Below are 2,143 nucleotides of genomic sequence, written 5' to 3' on the forward strand. Positions count from 1 at the left end.
GTTTTTTTTCGTCCGTGGCTGCCCAATTGTGAAATTGCCGCTATCATTCGACCTATGAACGCCGACCCTCTTGAAATCCAAAAATTCAGTGAGCTGGCCCACCGCTGGTGGGACCCCACTTCCGAGTTTCGTCCCCTGCACGAAATTAACCCCCTGCGCCTGGAATGGATCAACGCGAAGGTGCCGCTGGCCGGCAAGCGCGTGATCGACATCGGCTGCGGCGGCGGCATCCTGGCCGAATCGATGGCCCGCAAGGGTGCCGACGTGACGGGCATCGACCTGTCCGACAAGGCCTTGAAAGTGGCCGACCTGCACAGCCTGGAATCGGGCGCCAAGGTGCGCTACAAGCTGATCGCCGCCGAAGCCATGGCCGAGGCCGAGCCGGGCCAGTACGACGTCGTCACCTGCATGGAGATGCTTGAGCACGTGCCGGACCCCGCCGCCATCGTCCAGGCCTGCGCCGCGCTGGTGAAACCGGGCGGCCACGTCTTCCTGTCGACCCTGAACCGCAACCCGAAAGCCTATCTGTTCGCCATTCTGGGCGCCGAATACGTGCTGCGCCTGCTGCCGAAAGGCACGCACGACTATGACAAATTCATCACCCCGGCCGAACTGTCGCAATACGTGCGCAGCGCCGGCCTGGATGTCAACAGCATGCGCGGCATGGGCTACAATCCATTGACCAAGATTTACTCACTTAATAGCGATACCAGCGTCAATTATTTGGTGGCCTGCACCCGGCCCTTGTAACCATCACGCACAAAACAAGGCGGCTGCGGCCGCCATTTTTCATTCCCACTTGACACATTCGCCCGCCATGACCACCGACTACCTGCCAGCCCCGCGCGCCATCCTGTTCGACCTCGACGGCACCCTGGCCGACACCGCACCCGACCTGGCGGCGGCCATCAATCTGCTGCGCGCGCGCGCCGGCCTGGCGCCGACGCCGTACGACATCCTGCGCCCCACCGCCTCGGCCGGCGCGCGCGGCATGATAGGCGCGTCCTACGGCATCGGCCCGGGCGAAAGCGGCTACGAAGCCCTGAAAGACGGCTTCCTCAACAACTATGAAGCGGCGCTGGCCGTGGAAAGCCGTTTGTTCGACGGCATTCCCCTGCTGCTCGATGGCCTGAGCGCCCTGGGCCTGGCCTGGGGCGTCGTCACCAACAAGGCCGCCCGTTTCACGGACCCGCTGGTCGGCCAGATCGGCCTGGGCGCCGCCGGCTGCGTGATCTCCGGCGACACCATGGCGCACCCGAAACCGCACCCCGCCCCCCTGCTGGAAGCGGCGCGCCGCCTGGACCTGGCGCCGGAAGACTGCTGGTACGTGGGCGACGACCTGCGCGACATCCAGGCCGGCCGCGCCGCCGGCATGCGCACGGTCGCCTGCGCCTGGGGCTACTGCGGCCCCGTCGAGCCGCAGCACTGGAACGCCGACCACCTGCTGGACACGCCGCAAGCCCTGCTGGAACTGGTCAGCACGGTGGTCAAGGCCGCGCAGGCGCGCCAGCTGGCGGCGTAAGGACTTGAAACCGCCGCCAGCTGGCCGTATATGCTTTACTGCGAATGCATCATGCAAGAGTGTGAAGATTGCGCTACAATGAAGGTTCTGTGGGGACGACCTGGTTTCGACGTGGGTTGCAAAGCAGCGCAGGGCATACCGAGGGCTGGTTACCTCGTAAATACACCCAGAAAAAACTTAACTGCAAACGATAACTCGTACGCACTGGCAGCTTAATCGCTGTTAGCTCTAGAACACCTCGTCCCTGGGGTGGGCCGTCAAAAGCTCTAGAGTCATTTACAGGGACTCGTCGTATGCTGGGTTACTTAGCGTCCGACTAAATAATAGGTAACTCGCTTGCCCATAACGTGCACATCCGTGCTGGCTGAGTTAAATTAAATGATAGTGCTAAGTATGTAGAACTGTCTGTAGAGTGCTTGCGGACGCGGGTTCGATTCCCGCCGTCTCCACCACTGGATAAAAAATAAAGGCCCCCGAGCGCAAGCGACGGGGCCTTTATTTTTTATCAAGGGCGCCGATAGCCGGGCATTGATTCCGCGTCCGGTACGGGCGCGGGGGTTTTGCGGGACTTCGGCGAGCGCAGCTCGGCGCCGCAAAACCGGGTTGCGCTTGCAAGCGCAA

Annotated in this window: 2 protein-coding genes and 1 other RNA gene; all 3 read left to right on the forward strand. The window is 62.5% G+C overall.

Annotated features, from left to right (window positions below):
- Positions 1 to 54 precede the first annotated feature (54 nt).
- The 3 genes from ubiG (at position 55) to ssrA (ending at position 1,974) form a co-directional block, all read left to right on the forward strand.
- Positions 55 to 750, forward strand: coding sequence for a bifunctional 2-polyprenyl-6-hydroxyphenol methylase/3-demethylubiquinol 3-O-methyltransferase UbiG (gene ubiG, locus EBS11_RS28180; RefSeq protein ID WP_290608814.1), 696 nt, complete (start codon positions 55 to 57; stop codon positions 748 to 750).
- Positions 751 to 817: 67 nt separating this feature from the next.
- The gene (locus EBS11_RS28185; protein ID WP_290608816.1) at positions 818 to 1,522 is read left to right on the forward strand and encodes an HAD-IA family hydrolase; all 705 of its coding nucleotides are present in this window, start codon (positions 818 to 820) and stop codon (positions 1,520 to 1,522) included.
- Between the two features lie 91 nt (positions 1,523 to 1,613).
- Positions 1,614 to 1,974: a transfer-messenger RNA gene (ssrA, locus tag EBS11_RS28190) on the forward strand.
- Positions 1,975 to 2,143: the final 169 nt, after the last annotated feature.

Origin of the sequence: Janthinobacterium sp. (assembly GCF_009923995.1) — a bacterium.
Lineage (GTDB): Bacteria > Pseudomonadota > Gammaproteobacteria > Burkholderiales > Burkholderiaceae_D > Janthinobacterium.

Coding starts and splice junctions, on each gene's coding strand:
- ubiG (WP_290608814.1), top strand. CDS start 55: ATGAACGCCGACCCTCTTGAAATCCAAAAATTCAGTGAGCTGGCCCAC.
- EBS11_RS28185 (WP_290608816.1), top strand. CDS start 818: ATGACCACCGACTACCTGCCAGCCCCGCGCGCCATCCTGTTCGACCTC.